Origin of the sequence: Dyadobacter arcticus, assembly GCF_011762185.1 — a bacterium.
Lineage (GTDB): Bacteria > Bacteroidota > Bacteroidia > Cytophagales > Spirosomataceae > Dyadobacter > Dyadobacter arcticus.
The window spans coordinates 53,867-70,107 of record NZ_JAASQJ010000001.1; the positions used below are offsets into that span (position 1 = coordinate 53,867).

Annotated in this window: 10 protein-coding genes; 3 read left to right on the top strand and 7 right to left on the bottom strand. The window is 43.1% G+C overall.

What is annotated here, in order from left to right:
- Positions 1 to 36: 36 nt before the first annotated feature.
- On the bottom strand, positions 37 to 1,437 hold the full coding sequence (locus FHS68_RS00235; protein WP_167265986.1) for an MBL fold metallo-hydrolase RNA specificity domain-containing protein: 1,401 nt from the start codon (positions 1,435 to 1,437) through the stop codon (positions 37 to 39).
- A 36-nt stretch (positions 1,438 to 1,473) separates the two neighbouring features.
- The gene (hpt, locus tag FHS68_RS00240) at positions 1,474 to 2,001 is read right to left on the bottom strand and encodes a hypoxanthine phosphoribosyltransferase (protein WP_167265989.1); all 528 of its coding nucleotides are present in this window, start codon (positions 1,999 to 2,001) and stop codon (positions 1,474 to 1,476) included.
- A gap of 112 nt (positions 2,002 to 2,113) precedes the next feature.
- Here hpt and FHS68_RS00245 point away from each other — a divergent pair, with 112 nt between their 5' ends.
- Positions 2,114 to 3,337, top strand: coding sequence for a tetratricopeptide repeat protein (locus FHS68_RS00245; RefSeq protein WP_229211723.1), 1,224 nt, complete (start codon positions 2,114 to 2,116; stop codon positions 3,335 to 3,337).
- A gap of 22 nt (positions 3,338 to 3,359) precedes the next feature.
- Here the strand turns inward: FHS68_RS00245 and FHS68_RS00250 are convergent, their stop codons facing one another.
- The 5 genes from FHS68_RS00250 to FHS68_RS00270 all read right to left on the bottom strand — a co-directional run bounded on the left by FHS68_RS00250 (position 3,360) and on the right by FHS68_RS00270 (position 13,119).
- Positions 3,360 to 4,730, bottom strand: a complete 1,371-nt coding sequence (locus FHS68_RS00250; RefSeq protein ID WP_167265992.1) for a dipeptidase — start codon at positions 4,728 to 4,730, stop codon at positions 3,360 to 3,362.
- Between the two features lie 90 nt (positions 4,731 to 4,820).
- Entirely contained in the window at positions 4,821 to 5,474 is a 654-nt protein-coding gene (plsY, locus tag FHS68_RS00255) for a glycerol-3-phosphate 1-O-acyltransferase PlsY (protein ID WP_167265995.1), read from the bottom strand.
- Between the two features lie 152 nt (positions 5,475 to 5,626).
- Positions 5,627 to 10,312, bottom strand: coding sequence for a hypothetical protein (locus tag FHS68_RS00260; protein WP_167265998.1), 4,686 nt, complete (start codon positions 10,310 to 10,312; stop codon positions 5,627 to 5,629).
- A 50-nt stretch (positions 10,313 to 10,362) separates the two neighbouring features.
- Positions 10,363 to 11,196 (bottom strand): 50S ribosomal protein L11 methyltransferase, encoded by an 834-nt coding sequence (prmA, locus tag FHS68_RS00265; RefSeq protein ID WP_167266000.1) that lies wholly within the window; start codon positions 11,194 to 11,196, stop codon positions 10,363 to 10,365.
- Positions 11,197 to 11,304: 108 nt separating this feature from the next.
- Positions 11,305 to 13,119 (bottom strand): glycosyltransferase, encoded by a 1,815-nt coding sequence (locus FHS68_RS00270; protein WP_167266002.1) that lies wholly within the window; start codon positions 13,117 to 13,119, stop codon positions 11,305 to 11,307.
- A 379-nt stretch (positions 13,120 to 13,498) separates the two neighbouring features.
- Here FHS68_RS00270 and FHS68_RS00275 point away from each other — a divergent pair, with 379 nt between their 5' ends.
- Together FHS68_RS00275 and FHS68_RS00280 are read left to right on the top strand one after the other, a co-directional pair.
- Positions 13,499 to 15,016, top strand: a complete 1,518-nt coding sequence (locus FHS68_RS00275; RefSeq protein ID WP_229211724.1) for a glycoside hydrolase family 10-like protein — start codon at positions 13,499 to 13,501, stop codon at positions 15,014 to 15,016.
- Position 15,017: 1 nt separating this feature from the next.
- Entirely contained in the window at positions 15,018 to 16,235 is a 1,218-nt protein-coding gene (locus tag FHS68_RS00280; RefSeq protein WP_167266005.1) for an NADH-quinone oxidoreductase subunit D, read from the top strand.
- Positions 16,236 to 16,241 lie beyond the last annotated feature (6 nt).

Below are 16,241 nucleotides of genomic sequence, written 5' to 3' on the forward strand. Positions count from 1 at the left end.
CTAGACTTGGCAAGTTTTTAAAACTTACCAAGTCTTTCAAATTTCGATATTTTCGTAAAGGGCAGGTATATATACATTTTTGAACCCCGCCTTTTCCAGTTTTAGCTTGAAAGAAACCTGCGTTTCGTATTCTCCGTGAACCAGAAAAACCTTTTTTACTTGTTCAGGAGTTTGGCATGAAAGGAAATCCAGCATTTCATTATAGTCCCCATGCCCTGAAAAAGATTCCATCGAAGCGACCTTGCACCGGACTTCGAATTGTTCTCCAAAGATATTCACGTGCTTATCGCCGCGTTTCAAAGCGCCGGCTAATGTATTTGCCGAAGCATATCCAACGAGCAAAATAGTAGCGGCAGAATTACCAATATTATTTTTAATGTGATGCTTGATTCGCCCGGCCTCTGCCATTCCGGAAGCAGAAATAATAATGCATGGCTCCTTTTTTTCATTCAGCGCAATGGAATCCTGGACGTCGGAAATATAATGCAGGTACGGAAACGCAAATGCGTCACCATCTTTTTCAATATATTCTAATATTTCGGGATTGAAACATTCGTCATGTTCCTTCATAATAGCCGTCGCCCGAATCGCCAATGGACTGTCAATATAAACCGGAATGTGCGGTAGTTTTCCGGAACTGTACAGCTGATCCAGGGCGTAGATCAATTCCTGTGTACGGTCAATGGCAAAGGCGGGAATAATAAGTTTGCCACGTTTCTGGACACACGTTTCCTGCACAATTTGTAAGAGATGCGCATGCATATCTCTCTCTTTCTCGTGTAGACGATCGCCATAGGTCGACTCTGAAATGATAAAGTCTGCTTGCGGGAAAGTGTCTGGCTTTCTTAAAATCCGGTCTTCTGGGCGGCCGATGTCCCCGGTAAATGTTAGCTGGACAGAGCTTCCTTTATCTGGGATGGTTAAATGAACGGCAGCGCTCCCAAGCAAATGCGCTGCGTCGGTAAAGAGAACCGCAACTTCATTATTATTCCCAACATAAAATGTCTGACCGTATTGGACTGGACTGAAAAGACTTAACGCACGTTCCGCATCTTTCGAATTGTAAAGTTCTTCCAGTAAAGGCCGCCCCTGCTTTCGTCGCCTGCGATTGATCCTTTCCAGGTCTTGTTCCTGGATATGAGCACTGTCCATCAGCATTACGCGGCAAAGATCCGCTGTTGCAGAAGTACAATAGATAGGGCCTTCAAAACCTTGCTTAACGAGTCGGGGAATAAGTCCGGAATGGTCGATGTGGGCGTGTGAAAGGATGAGATAATCAACTTCGGATGGTTTAAAGCCAAAAGTTTGATTGAATTCATCTGTCTGGATGCCTTGAAAAAGCCCGCAATCCAGTAATATTTTGGTGCCTTTTTCGGTCGTAATCAAATGCTTGCTTCCGGTAACGGTTCTGGCCGCACCAAAAAAATGTATATGCATGATCTGAGGTTTAGTGCTTGAGTTAAACTGATTTTACTAAGCTACAACGTAAATAGAATCCAGGTTGCGACCGATTCCATCGTAATCCAAACCATAGCCAACTACAAATCTATTAGCGATTTCGAATCCTTTGTATCGTATGATTACAGGGGTTTTCAGAGCTTCCGGCTTGTGTAACAACGTCGCTATCTCAACTGATTTTGGAGACATTTTGCCAATCTGTTTCAATAGCTGGCTCATCGTTAATCCTGTATCTACAATGTCTTCAATAATGATAACATCCCTGTTTTCCAGGCTTTTATCTATTCCGAAAATTTCCGTCACACTACCCGCTGACTCTGTCTGAGAATAGGAGGCAAGACGGATAAATGTAATTTCACAGGATAACGGAATTCTCTTGACCAATTCGCCTGCAAACAAGAAAGCGCCATTCAAAACCACAAGAAACACCGGGCAACTTTCCTTATAATCTTTGCTAATTAGCGCAGCAAGCTCGGTTATGCGGGTTTCAATGTCTTCTTTTGAGATAAAAGGGACGAATGTTTTGTCAAGTATGTTAATCATTAGTTGAGGTGTCATTTTAATCGAATCAATATTAACTCTTTTTTCAAAAACCGGGCCGGTGACAAACGTAAAATAAAAAACCCGCGTTAAAATAGGACATAATACCCCTGCTATGAAAAGTATCATTAACACCATCATATTCTGTTGCTTAGCCTTCCTTACTACGCACAACGTTTCAGCCCAACTGTATTCTTCGGCCGAACTGGACAAGAACTATAATATGGTTTTGAAAAACCCGAGTGTGCAAATTGAGTCTACCGAGGCGATCAATATGCTTTATAATTACAAATTTGCGGAGGCAGACGCGGAGTTCAGGTGGCTTAAATACCGTTACCCAAAACATCCAATGCCCCATTTTTTAATGGGTCTTGCCGAGTGGTGGAAGATTGTACCTAACACCGACAATGAGTCGCACGACCGGGCTTTTCTCGCCCAAATGGATTCGACCATTAACCTTGCCGAAGAACTTTACGATAATGGGAAAAGTAAGGTTGAACCCGCTTTTTTTCTTGCGGCTGCTTATGCATTTAAAGGTCGGTTGTATGCTGAGCGCGAGAGCTGGGCGAAGGCAGCATTTGCAGGAAAGAAATCTCTGAAATATTTCGAGGAATGTAAAGGAAATGGTGATCTAACACCCGAATTGCTTTTTGGTGATGGACTTTACAATTATTATGCGGAATGGGTCCCAAAGGAATATCCCATTTTAAAACCTATCCTGGCGCTTTTTCCAAAAGGGAATAAAAAATTAGGAGAGCAGCAGTTGGAAAAAGTTGGCAACAATGCTTTTTATACGCGCGTGGAGGCCAGGTATTTTCTATTGCAGATTTATAGCATGGAAAATGAGTATGGTAAGGCGTATGAAATGGCCAAATACATGTGGCAGACTTTTCCAAACAATCCTTATTTCGAACGGTATTTCTGCCGGACCGCATTTGTTACCGGTAAAATGGTAGAAGCTGAGAAAGCGGCTCAAAATATCATTAATAAAATTGGCCAGGGAATGCCCGGATATGAAGGGGTTAGTGGTCGAAATGCGGCTTATATACTTGCATTTTACAATATGAATTATCATCGGAATTATGAGGCCGCCAGCGGTTATTATAAGAAGGCGATCGAATATTCGACCCAAACAAACTCCACCAATGCTGGTTATTATATTTCTTCGTTGATTGGCTTAGGTAAAATTGCAGAGATTAACAAGAATTACGACGAGGCGCTTCGCTACTACAAACTGGCTGATGATAAGGCAGATAAGAAGTCGAGCCAGGATAAAGAGGCGAAAATTGCGATCGCGAATTTGAAAAAGATGAAGCGCGAGCAGCGGCGTAAGCGGTAGTCGGCGCAGACTTGCCAAGTCTTCAAGACTTTGCAAGTCTTAACGCCGCGTAATGTTTGAAAAACAGCGGGATTGTTTCGATTCCTTTGTAATAATTAAAAAGCCCGTAGCTTTCATTTGGCGAATGCAAAGCGTCAATATCCAGGCCAAATCCCATCAAAATACTTTTCCTGCCTAGTTCCTGTTCGAAAAGAGCGACAATGGGAATACTGCCGCCACCACGGGTTGGTATTGGTTTTATACCAAAAGACTCCTCCATAGCCATTTCGGCTGCCTTATATTCCAAAGAATCAGTAGGCGTAACATAAGGCAAACCACCATGATGCGGGGTAACTTTCACTTTTACAGAAGCTGGCGCAATGGATTCGAAATGTTTGGAAAACAGCGCACAGATGGCATCGTCATTTTGATTGGGCACCAATCTCATGGAAATTTTTGCATTGGCTTTTGAAGGCAAAACTGTTTTGGCGCCTTCGCCAATGTATCCTCCCCAAATACCGTTCACATCCAAAGTGGGGCGAACGGACGTTCTCTCAATCGTTGTATAGCCTTTTTCACCCAGAACATCATTGATGTGAAGATCCTTTTTATACTCCTCCAAGTCGAACGGCGCCGCGTTTAATGCGTCACGTTGCTTGGTTGTCAATTCTTCAACATTGTTGTAAAAGCCTGGAATCGTGATATGGCCATTCTCATCTTTGAGCGATGCGATCATTTCACATAATACATTGATCGGGTTAGCTACGCCACCACCATAAACCCCGGAATGCAAATCCCGATTGGCTCCCACTACCTCCACTTCTACATAAGTCAACCCGCGCAGACCAGTTTCGATGGAAGGAACGTCGTTTGCGATAATGCTCGTATCGGAAATGAGAATGGTATCGCATTTCAGCATTTCCTTATTTTCACTCACAAATGTTCCCAGGTTGGAAGAGCCGATTTCCTCTTCGCCCTCAATCATTATTTTCACATTGCAAGCCAGCGAGTCGGTTGCCAGCATGGTTTCCAATGCTTTAATGTGCATATAAAACTGGCCTTTGTCATCACAGGATCCACGGGCATAAATCCGCTCATTTTTAATAACCGGTTCAAACGGGGGTGAATTCCAAAGTTCATATGGATCGGCTGGCTGGACATCGTAATGTCCATAGATAAGTACGGTAGGAAGATCAGGATCAATAATCTTTTCACCGTAGACAACCGGATGGCCAGCAGTTTCATATATTTCCGCCGTGTCTGCACCTGCTTTTGAAATACTATCCCTGACATACTCCGCAGCTTTCAGCATATCTCCTTTAAACTTGGAATCTGCACTAACGGAAGGTATCCTGAGCAAATCCAGCAGCTCATCTAAAAATCGGCCACGGTTATCTTCAATGTACTTATTCATGTTCGAAGTTGGTTTCAAAGGGAAGTCAAGATAAAAAAATAACCCCTAAGGACATGCCCAAGGGGTTGTATTTCTTAAAATCTAACATTATCAATGGCGGCCGGATTTGGATCCGCCAAAAATATTAACCCGGCTTTCGTTGCCATTGAGTAATCGGATAATATTTTTCTGGTGCGTCAGTACGACCAACAAAAACATCAAAAACCCGAAAACAACCAATAACGGCTCCGGATGGCCAAATACGCCGATCCAGGAGAGTACCGGAAACGCAAGTGTAGCCAGAATTGAACTTAGCGAGACGTATTGAGATGCCAGGAGTGTCAGAATAAAGATGGTAATGCAAACCAACGCAAGTTCAGGGTGAATGGCGAGTACCATGCCGAGCAATGTGGCTATACCCTTTCCTCCTTTAAAATTTACAAAAACAGGAAAAATATGACCGATAATGGCGATGATCCCGAAAAGTATTTTGTAAACCAATAATTCAGTCTCGCCGATTTCACTCATGTAGAACAACATCGACGCAAGGCAAGTGGCAGTCCAGCCTTTCAAAACATCGATCAGCATTACGACGGTTCCTGCCCGCTTTCCTAAAACCCGAAAAGTGTTGGTTGCACCAGCATTTCCGCTTCCCTGTTTCCGAACGTCAATCCCGAAGTATCCTATTCCGTACCAAACTGAACTTGGGATGGACCCTAATAAATACGCTGCAACAATTGAAACTATTACTAAGACAATACTCATATTGCACTATTCAATGATTAATTTAAATTACATTAAGTTTTGCTCAAAAATACGATAGTTGAAGGATTTTGCAAGGAAAGGAGTGCAAAACTACGATTCTATATGCATAATTTCAAATTATAGCATAAAGTATTGCTATTCATAAGATTGGATTAAAATCCTTCGGTAGGTTCTGCTGTTTTCTTTTTTTCTTCGGCGGGCGTATTGACAACTTTTTTCTTGGTAGTTGCTTTCACTAATTTGGCTTTCTTAATTGCGGGCTGATAAAAATCATCAAAACGATTAACAAACATATCTTTCTCCTCACTGCCAATTGAAACCAGCGACATATCTTTTGACTTCACGTTTTTAGATTTCGCGGTAATCTGATCATTGAAATCCAACTGTGAAGATACCACGCCTAATTCGCCCTGTTTTAGGTCAAAATAATACCAGATATCCGGAGAAGCCTGCAAATAAAGACTGAATTCGTCGCCTTCCACGCCACGCCGGATTTCCAACAATCCTTCCATTTGGGCATTGATATTATTTCGGCCAAAATGCGCGACACCAATCGGTCCCTGAGAATAATAAGCAGCATGTGCCGCCGACCAGCGCAGGTTTACATTAGACAGCACCATTGGAACATCAAGAATTGGCGAAGCGTCGAATAGTGGTTTGTAACCAGCGGCTGTGAGCTTTGCGTATGCATCAGTCGCTTTGGAGCCAATTAAAGCGGAAAGCTTCTGATTCAATTGTTCCGCGTCGTCATCAGCGGCAGTACTATTTTGTTCTTCCAGATTGGTTTCTACAATTTTGGCAACCAGGGGCTGTGATATTGGTTCAAGTGCCGGCAACTTCAATAAAAGCATTGTGTTAAAACCAAATTTCGCGCTGTCGACTTGAACTTCTGCACTTCCGACGGATTGCAGCCAGTCCGCTCCGGTTAACCTAAATGCGCCTGAAAAGGTAGCCAAACCAGTCTTATCATTGAATTGCAGTGCATTTGCTTCATCAATCAGCCCGTCAGCACCAGGTGGCGGGGTTACCTTGAACGCTTTGTTGTCTTCATCATAATTTAATGCGCCCTGAGCAAGATAAATGTCCTCATCGCCATCCGATTCTTTTGGAGAAAGAAAACTCATATACATTCCCCGGGCTTCATTGTAATGCAAGCCAACTGAAAGCGGGATTTCATGTTCGTTTTTGAGGTCTTTATTAATTTTGATTGCCACTGTTTCGCCCGGAGACTCTTTGTAAACGATCCACGAACTTTGAAAATCCTTTCTGAACTTGATAACCGGTTTTACAAATCCGTCAAGCTGCAATGAAGGCTCATACGCAATCAAATTAATTCCGCCCTTAAATTGAATGCGCGGAGATAGGATCAGATTTTCGGTTTCTTTCACATCCGCACGCGCAGTCGTGTAATATTTGATGGCCGCATCTGCCTGTGCATTGTTTTTAGACCTTTTTGCTGGCTCGGCCGAACCCATTTCTCTCAACTCAAAATTCTGCATTTTGATGTTAAAAGTATCTTTACGGGCCGTAATGTATTGATAAGTAGCAGATCCTTCAAAATGGTTGCGGGAATCAATGCGGATGTCCGCATCGCGCAAACGGTGAGATACATTCAATGTATCAATTTCAATGCGGGCCTTTTTCAAAGGCGCAATTTTTCCTTTGCTATCGACACTGATATAACCTTTATCCGGAATGATCTTGACGTCGGCAGTCTGAATAAACGGAACGCCTCTGATGTTAAGTGAAACCTTTTCAATGTCATACAAGGCTTCGGCGCCGCTGAAAGTAAGTCCCTCCTGGCTCGGATCGGTAGAAGTATAAGTCGAAGTTTCGCCGATACCTTTCATCAGGATCGTCTTTTTGACCATATCCCACTTCGCACTACCGATCAGCGTCTGGTATGAAGCAGTTGGAATCTGCATTCCGGAAGAGTCATTTCCAAAACCCGTTTCGTCGGTCAAGAAGTTGGCGATACCTGTTTTGAAATTGAAATCAACATTCACATTGTTGCCGGTCAGCAGTTTTTTGGTTGATTTTACATCGCCGCTGTTAATTGCAAATGAAGAGCGGTTTGCGAGATAGCCGTCTTTATTGAACTTAATGTCAGCGGAAGACAATTCAGAATCAGTCCTTTTCAGTTTTCCTTTTCCATACAATCCGGTCGAACGCATTAACAGGCTTCCTTCCAAATTGGTGGTTTTGTTATAAAAAGAGAAGGACTTACCAGTGGTGTTAATGAACATACTATCCGCATTGGGATACCATTTAAGCGCATAATCTTTTAGATCAACTGCGGGAAAATAGCCTTTGCCAATGGTCGCTTCCTTCATGCTCGCAACTTCGCCAGACGCCATAAGGGAATCAGAAGTAAGCAAAATATTCTTGGCAGTCATGGAGGCCGACATGTATTTCAAAATGGCTTTGGAATGCAAGCCGCTGTTATCCATCGTCAAAGTGTCTGTAAACCGGGCCAGGGCTTTGCCGTCATAAAGCTTCATATCCGTAACCGGCGGCTTATATTCAAAACCAAGAGAATTATCCGGCATACTTTTCAGGATCGTCTGAATTGGGGGAACAATGCCATTTGAATTAAATGCGCCTTCAAAAATAACGTCCCGGTTGTCCAGGCCGTCCATATCGATTTTTGGGATCTTAAAAAAAACCTCGCGCGGATAAAGTACCGTTCCACGCTCAGGCTGATCGAAAAACACGGTCATGCCACTTTCCACGACCAAACGCGGCGACTTTTTAATGCCTTTTTGCAGACCGGATTTGTTTTTCGAATCACTTAAGTAAAACGTACCGCCTTTGTCATACTTCACATGGCCACCTACTTCACCTTTTTGTCCTTTGGCAAATTTTTCCCTCGGTGTAAATGTGATGGAATCAGATGGGGCAACATTAACGAAGAACTTACCATAATCAAATTTGATATTCTGGCCGCGGAACTGATAGTTGGACGCAACCATCTGGCCATTCAATGTGAAATTCCTGTTTTTTCCAATGACCAGTTTTTTGTCCGAGGGAGTTGCGTAGATCTTCAATGAGTCGCTGACAATAAAGCGCGAAACGCCAAGTACCGTTAGCATGGTATCAGGCAGTGAAATGGTTGCATTGGCAGTTTCGTTGTCGGCGGTATATTGGGATGCGACCTGGAAATTGTCATAATCAGCTTTATCCAAATTGGCCAGTACATACAAAACGCCCTTTTTACTTAATGCAAATTCATCGGTCGTTTTGTTATAAATAAAGTAACCGTCCAAAGCCAATCGCTGCAATGCATTTCGAATGACAGTTGGATTTTGCTTAAAATGTGTGGCCAATTCTTCGGCAAGAAATGCGGATTTTTTCGTCGTCTGCAAATAATTGGCAGCCATATTAAGCGGCTGAGACCCGAATTCCTTTGCTATCTCCCTAAACCGTTCTTTTTTGAAATAATCCTGGGATTCCAATCTTACAGGTACAACCGTTTTTCCGTCAATTCGTAGAAATTCAACTTTCTCATTCGGAAACCGCCAGCGCATGGCCTGCGACCAGATATTCATTTTATGATAAGAATCCTGGTAAGGCAGTGGTGCGTAATCTGACTTCTCAACCCGCCCTAATTTCACCAAACCCTCATCATCATTATATTTAAATGTAACACCCGGATGGTAGAGAGAGTCGCTTCCGAGCGGCATTGAAAACGAAGCAAACGAAGCGGACACAACAGAATCTTTCAATTCAAACTTTTTGCTTAATGCTTTGAATGCCAGCTTATCCTTGTGCTTAACCTGAATTGTTGAGGGCAGGTCACTCAGTGACGAGCTGTACATTTTGGTACCGATCAATGCGAAACCACCTTTGTAATCAATGTTCTTTCTGGATTCTTTCAACCGGGCGTCGATGCCATTGGAAACAAAACGCGGGTAAGGAGCAGGCTGGCCTTTCACCTTCTTGATCCCCCGGTACTCCAATGTTCCTTTGATAGGCGCGGCCAATTGCTGGTCAGCATGGATCGTGACATTTTCAGCCAGTAATTTCGGCTGACTTATATTAAATGCGTAATTATCGAGATCAACATAAATAGACGAATCGCCTGCGGCCTCCCAATTAAATCTACCATTCTTACCAACAAAAATTCCATTTTGAAGGGACAAAGCGCCATTGGCTGGCCCAAAAACTACTGAGTCGCTGGCAGTAACCATGGCAAAAGTTGCGTTTTGCAAATCCAGCAGGGCACCTGAAATAACGGGTAAAGGATTGGATTTAGGCGCAATCACAAAATTAGAGTCGACAGGTGTATCCCAGCTGTCATTTCCAGCAGCAATGTTGGCCTCAACATTCGCCTTTTCTGCATTCGTTGTATCGAAACGGTATTTGTAAATTCCTTCAAGCAGATATAATGAATTATAATTAGCTGCGTAAAGTTTTCGGCTTTCATTCAAAGTCCGGAGCGTCTCTAGGACTTTTTGTAAAGTTTTCCCATCATACTTTTCACCTGAATTAGCGGCAAGACTGAGAAAACCATCCAGATTTTCAGGGGATTGCTTGGCATAAAACTGGGCATTTCGGGCTACAAGATAAAGAACCGGCCCAGCCTTCTGTCCTTTGGCAACCTGTGTTTTAACAATCCCGGTGAACTTTATTTGCTGGGATGGATTGAAGGCTGACATCCAGATACTATCCAATTGTGCCGCAGCTCGCATGTACTGCGGATTGCGGCTGCCGTCCATCAGCTTGCGGAACTGCGTCATAAACTGAGCCGGCTCGTCCGCCAATTTCAGGTTCTGGGCAGTCACAGCTTTTCCGAGGAAGAGTAAGTAAAGGAGTATCGTAAAACGAATTATTTTCATGTGTTTTTAGCTATTGGCTTTCAGCGGTTAGCATATAAAGCTTTGCACTATCATATTTTCTCAAATACAACGCAAGCCCATTGATTCCGCGTATTCGATCTTAATTTTTTCAGGCTATTTTGGAGTGCACATTGCTCAATATCAGCTTGATCCGTTTCGTAAAAGCCGCTTGTTACCAGCCAGCCGCCCGATTGCAAATGCTGAATATATTTAGGTATTTCACTGAGAAGAATGTTGCGGTTAATGTTTGCCAGAATGCCTCCAAATATTTTGTTTTCCTGTACCTTATCTATCGTTCCTTGAAAAACCTCCGTTTCCAGCGATAATTCATTCATTTCGAAGTTTTCGACGGTATTTTCAACCGCCCATTCGTCAATATCAAATCCGAGTAAACTGGTAGCGCCGAGCTTAGCAGCCAAAACCGATAATATGCCTGTTCCGCAACCTACATCCATGATTGATAGCCCATTATGCGGAAGGCTCAATTGCTCATTCATCACCAGCCAGGTCGTTTCATGGTGCCCGGTGCCAAATGACATTTTGGGCTGAATCAATAAATCATGCTTAAATGCAGAATCCGGCTCATGAAAGGTAGCTCTTACCCGGATTTGGTCACCGACTTCAATCGGCTCGTAGCTCTTTTCCCACTCCTCATTCCAATTCTTCTTTTCTAACGATTTCCAAGTCACTGCTATTGTCGTTAAATCCTGGTATTTGGCAGTGATATCGTCTAGTTTTTGTTGATCAAAATCACCCTCCTGAATATAAGCCAGCAAGCCATCCTCAGTCTCTACAAAAGATTCATAACTCGCCTCCCCAAGCTCCGCCATGATTATCTCCGTAAAATCGGGTTCAAGTTTTAGATCTGCTTCTATGTAATTCATGATCCTGATTATTAAAAAAAATAATACCGTTAATTTAAAATTAGATTTTAAATTAACGGTATTATTTTGAATTCCTTCTTCGATATGGGTACCGGCCGTTTTTTGGCTTTACGGCTTCTTCCTCTTATTCGCCAAATCATGCGCGGTATCATAGTATGACCGCAAATTGGTCCAATCGAACACGTCTGAAATGTTTTCGACGCGGTTTCGCTGCATAATGCGGTCGCGGCGCTGCATTTTTACGAATTTGAAAAGGATATCTGCGAGCTGATCTGCTGCTTGTGAGAAAGTCTGGGATTTTCTATTGATCACATAAATGCCGCGGTTTTCATAGTCACGCATAATTTGCATAATGTAATCACCAAAACCTGATAAATCGCTTGTGACGGTAGGAACGCCACGTACTACGCATTCAAGCGGGGTATAGCCCCAAGGTTCGTAATAACTTGGAAAAACACCCAAATGGCAGCCGCGTACAAACTGGCCGTAGTCCAAACCGAAAAGAGGATTCGTGGAAGATATGAAATCCGGGTGGTACACGATTTTCACCCTATCTCTTTCATTATTAACCAGATTGGCCCTCTTACAAAAATCGGTTATGCCATCGTCTTCCTTCAAATCGTGCGTTACAAATGCCGGCAATTTGTCTGTTTTCCAACTCTGAATGGTACGTCTGAGGCGAAGTCTCCAATATTCATCCACAAAGTTATTTAGGTCGGGCATTTTATGGTCGGTACCTGAGGCGGCGGCTAGGAAAAGCTTATCGCCCACCTCTTTTTCAATGGCCTGGCAGGTTTCCTGTAATTCATTCAAAACGGCCCTGGATTGAAGCACATCCGGATTTACAGAAAAATAGGGCTGTTTGGTGACGATAAACATAACCACCGTCATATCCATATTGGCCTGTACCATTTTCCAATTCAGTCGTGCAAGTGCTTCCAGGGTAAGGTCATATCCCTTATTGCTGTATTCATAGCGGCCCGACGTAAAAAAATAAAGGGTTTTGTCCAGATCAAAGGAATAGCTCGGGAAGAAATGTCCCAGAACGAATTCATGTATCCGTTCTTTATGTTTTAAATGCAGGTTCTGAAATTCATGTACAGCTTGAAAACGAACAACATTAAGACCGTTTGGCGTAACCAGGTCGGGCATTCTACCCAGGAAAACCTCGCACTCGCGCGCAGTTACATCACTCACCGTTGTTAGTACATGTGCACTTAATGCAGCCTGCCGTTCAACCGAACATTGTGCGAGGATACCATAATTCTTAGCTTCCGCCTCCCAATCGAAAAATGGAAGTTTGTTATAAAATCCTGAAACATTCTGTGCAAGATAACGGCCCAGCATGGTTGCGTGGGTCGTAAATGTCATGGCAACCTTTACATTATCGCGTTTCAGATCGGGGAGTCCGCTGCTCGCCATCCACTCATGGAATTGCGCTGATATATCTTCGCGTTTGGCATTTTCCTCAGCATACTCCTTTAAAAATATGCGGACAAGCTCTCCGAAACAAAGTGTCTGATTAACAAGTGCTTCAACATTAATAGTCGGTATCCTGCTCCTTTCCCAGAGATTGAATTTGATCGCATCCAGTTCACGGGCAATGCTCGCCAGATCAAAAAGGATTAATCTCGGTTTACCAGTTACCAACCAATAACCGTAGTGCACGGTATAGCCCATTTCCCGCATCTTTCTTACTATCCTGCCAGCAGGGGAATCTTCCAGATCAGTAATTTCTTCAAATTCGGATGATGCTTTTTTCTCGAAATAAGGGCCTAACAAAAAGTAGTTTTCATCCCACTTTTCAACCATCGCCGGGACTTTGGTTCTTATGACAGTGTATATTCCTCCAACTTGATTACAAACCTCCCATGCAATTTCAAACAGGACGTTTTTCTTAGTGGTTTTAACAAAAGGTTCCAAAATGGGATGTAGGTTTAAACGTTACTGGCGGCATTTACAAAGACGGTTGTTTCCCTTAAGTCACAAAAAACCTTGTAATTGCACAATAAATATGCAGAAAAATTATTCACAATTACAATATTCTGCTGTTTGTTTCAACGGTCTTTGCATCGATTTAAGGAGTCCTTTCACCCTAAAATATGACAAAGTCAAGAATGCCTTAAAAAACAGTAAAGAGGCCTTTACTGGTAGTTGAGACCTCGTTTCCACGAATTTAAGTCGCTTCTCGGCTAACTTTGTTTCAAATTACGTTACTTTGGCTGGATTAACATTTTGGATTGGTTAGATAGTGAAAAAAATTAAAATAGTTGCGCTTTCCTTTACAATCGTCATGTTTTTAATGGAAAGTTGCATCGCTCAGAGTGCTGAAACCGAAAATGTATTACCACCTAAAAGAGAGTTCAGAGCGGTTTGGATAGCTACTGTTGATAATATCGATTGGCCAAGCAGCAAAAACCTAATCCCTGAAGAGCAGCAGGAAGAATTCGCTAATCTCCTTGATTTTCATAAAAAAGTAGGTATAAATGCGGTCTTTGTCCAGGTTCGGGCAGCAGGCGATGCATTTTATGCAAAGAGTCCCGAACCTTGGTCTGAATGGCTTACGGGGCGGCAAGGCCGACGCCCTGATCCTATGTGGGACCCGCTCGATTTTATGATCGTCGAAGCACACAAGCGCGGCCTTGAATTCCATGCGTGGCTTAACCTCAACCGGCTCGTACATAAATCTTCAACAAGTGTTTCCTCAGAAAACATCAGCCGCATTCATCCTGAATGGATTTTGACATATGATGGTTATAAGCTCTTCGATTTTGGGCTACCTGAAGTCAGACAGTTCATAACTGATATGACAGTTAATGTTGCCAAGAACTATGATGTGGATGGGATCCATTTTGATGATTATTTTTATCCGTATGCTTCACCAGGACAGGTGATTAAGGACGAGGCGACTTTTAAAAAGTACGCTGATGGTTATACCAATAAAGCTGATTGGAGGAGACACAACGTGGATCTTTTGGTAAAACAAATCCATGATGCGCTGGAAGCTGCCAAGCCGAAACTAAAATTCGGGATTAGTCCTTTTGGGGTTTGGAGAAATAAAGACAGGGATACCGAGGGTTCAAAGACATTTGGTGCCCTCGCTTCATATGATGACTTATTTGCTGACAGCCGGAAATGGATTAAGGAAGGTTGGATAGACTATATCGCGCCACAGATTTACTTTTCATCCGGTTTTGCCAGGGTTCCTTACAAGAATATGATTGAGTGGTGGACTGAAAATTCTTATGAACGACATTTGTATATTGGTATTGGCGCATATCGGGTAGGGGATAAGGATAGGGACAGCCATTGGTCTAATCCGGTTGAAGTTCCCAATCAGATCCGATATTTCCGGGAAAATGAATCCGATGGTGCAATATTTTTTAGTTCACGATCACTCAGAGCTAATAATCTTGGCTTTGTAGATTCGCTTCGCCGGGATTTCTTCCGGTATCCTGCATTAATTCCCACCATGCCGTGGAAAGATCGGATTCCGCCGCTTTCGCCAAAAAGTTTGAAGGCAACATTACTATCAAAAGGATTGGAACTCAGCTGGGACAAGCCTGACGCTGCGTCAGACGGTGACCGTGCATGGTATTATGTAATCTACAGGTTTTCTGCGGAAGAAAAACCAACAGGTCACGATCCTAGGAGGATCATCGGGATGTGTTATGAGGGAGAAAAATTTGTAGATGTGAGTGCTGAATCCGGCAAAAGATATGTTTACTATATCACATCCGTCGACCGTTTGCATAATGAAGGAAGACCAATAGGTCCTCTGAAGGTCGAAGTTCACGATCAGAAACTAGTCAGATTTTAAGATGAGCAATGCGATTCAATATGAATATAAACCGGAACATTTAACGGTTTCTGTTCCAACAAAATACAACTCCGAAAATCTTCGTAGAGAAGAAATGGTGTTGAATATGGGGCCGCAACATCCTTCTACTCATGGTGTTTTGCGCTTGGAAGTTGTGACAGATGGGGAGGTGGTGGTTGATGTCGTTCCGCATTTAGGTTACCTGCACCGCTGTTTCGAAAAACACGCTGAATCACTGCCATTTAATCAGATCATTCCCTATGTTGACCGTTTGGATTACGTAGCAGCTATGAATTCGGAGCACGCTTATGTAATGGGTGTAGAGAAAATGCTTGGAATTGAAAATGACATCCCGAAACGCATTGAATATATCAGGATTGTTGTAGCGGAATTGAACAGACTAGCATCGCATTTTGTAGCATTAGGGACTTATGCAATGGATATAGGAGCGTATACGCCTTTCCTTTGGATGATGCGCGACCGTGAGCAAATCCTGCGATTACTGGAATGGACTTGCGGTGCCAGAATGCTTTACAACTATATATGGATTGGCGGGTTATTCTACGATTTGCCCGTGGGTTTTGAAGAACGGTGTCTTGAATTTATCAAATACATGAAACCTAAGCTGATTGAGTTGCAGCAATTGGTGGTAGATAACAAAATCTTTATCAAAAGAACTGCCAATGTGGGCGTGCTACCTTTGCCTGTCGCGATCAACTACGGCTGCACCGGACCAATGCTGAGAGGATCAGGATTAATGTACGATTTACGGAAGGTAGATGGCTATTCCGTTTATCCCGAACTTGATTTCGAAGTTCCTATTGGTGAGGGCAAGATGGGTACCATTGGGGATTGCTGGGACCGGACGTGGGTACGGGTGTTGGAATGCTGGGAGTCGGTAAAGCTGATTGAGCAAAGCATCGCTCAACTTACGGGTGACTATAAAAGAACTCGCGATTTTGATCCGCAGGCGATTGTTCCGAAAAAAATTCGCCCCAAAGCAGTGGATTTTTACATTCGCGGAGAAAGTCCGAAAGGAGAACTAGGATTTTACTTCCGGACTGATGGACGTTCCGACATTCCGGTTCGCTGCAAAGCCAGGTCTTGTTGTTTCAATAATCTCTCAGTCATCAGTGAAATTTCAAAAGGCGCATTGCTTGCAGATTTAGTAGCAGTGATCGGGTCGATTGACATTGTGATGGGGGAGGTAGACCGATAAAAGAAA

Coding starts and splice junctions, on each gene's coding strand:
- FHS68_RS00235 (WP_167265986.1), bottom strand. CDS start 1,437: ATGCATATACATTTTTTTGGTGCGGCCAGAACCGTTACCGGAAGCAAG.
- hpt (WP_167265989.1), bottom strand. CDS start 2,001: ATGATTAACATACTTGACAAAACATTCGTCCCTTTTATCTCAAAAGAA.
- FHS68_RS00245 (WP_229211723.1), top strand. CDS start 2,114: ATGAAAAGTATCATTAACACCATCATATTCTGTTGCTTAGCCTTCCTT.
- FHS68_RS00250 (WP_167265992.1), bottom strand. CDS start 4,730: ATGAATAAGTACATTGAAGATAACCGTGGCCGATTTTTAGATGAGCTG.
- plsY (WP_167265995.1), bottom strand. CDS start 5,474: ATGAGTATTGTCTTAGTAATAGTTTCAATTGTTGCAGCGTATTTATTA.
- FHS68_RS00260 (WP_167265998.1), bottom strand. CDS start 10,312: ATGAAAATAATTCGTTTTACGATACTCCTTTACTTACTCTTCCTCGGA.
- prmA (WP_167266000.1), bottom strand. CDS start 11,196: ATGAATTACATAGAAGCAGATCTAAAACTTGAACCCGATTTTACGGAG.
- FHS68_RS00275 (WP_229211724.1), top strand. CDS start 13,499: ATGGAAAGTTGCATCGCTCAGAGTGCTGAAACCGAAAATGTATTACCA.
- FHS68_RS00280 (WP_167266005.1), top strand. CDS start 15,018: ATGAGCAATGCGATTCAATATGAATATAAACCGGAACATTTAACGGTT.